The sequence below is a fragment of the Agromyces binzhouensis genome, assembly GCF_004135055.1.
GTDB classification, from domain to species: domain Bacteria; phylum Actinomycetota; class Actinomycetes; order Actinomycetales; family Microbacteriaceae; genus Agromyces; species Agromyces binzhouensis.
The window spans coordinates 1-646 of record NZ_SDPL01000783.1; the positions used below are offsets into that span (position 1 = coordinate 1).

The following is a 646-nucleotide window of genomic DNA, read 5'->3' on the forward strand; positions in this document are numbered from 1 at the left end:
CGGGCGACGCCGTCCCGGTCGTGGGGGCGGCGGCGGATGCCTCGGGCGTCGCGCAGCCCGCATCGGGCGCGCCGTCCGTGGTCGATCGCGCGGGCACGGTGGTGGGGCGTCGCGTCGACGAGTTCCTCTCGCCCGAGCTCGACCCCGATCTCGCACCGCCCGAATCGGTGGTGCGGCTCCCGCTGCCGCGCGTGATCGCGTCGGCGCTCCTCGGCGGCTCGATGATCTGGCTCGTCGCGATCATCGTGATCATCGTCGTGGCGCTCACGACCGGCACGCTGTGGATGCTGTTCACCTTCGTGCCCGCCGCGATCGGCGTCGTGAGCTACCTGTGGTCGCGGATCACCGGCTCGCTCCGCTACTCGATCGCCGGCACGCGCGACGGCGTCCGCATCGGGTCGGGACTGCTCTCGACCGCGAACCAGACCATCCCGCCCGGCCGCGTGCACGCCATCGAGGCGTCGCAGTGGCTCCTCTGGCGCGCATTCGGCTGGTGGACCGTGCGCGTGAACGTCGCCGGCCAGTCGGTCGCCCAGGCGGGCGACGCCGCCCGGCGCACGCTCGTGCTGCCGGTCGGCACCGCCGACGACGTCCGACGCGTGATCGGCCTGCTCGCGCCCGACGCGTTCGACGACCTCGTCCCGCT

At 74.0% G+C, this 646-nt stretch carries 1 protein-coding gene; it reads left to right on the top strand.

Annotated features, from left to right (window positions below):
• A partial coding sequence (locus ESO86_RS18205; RefSeq protein WP_165308432.1) for a PH domain-containing protein occupies nucleotides 1-646 on the top strand: 646 nt, incomplete at both ends.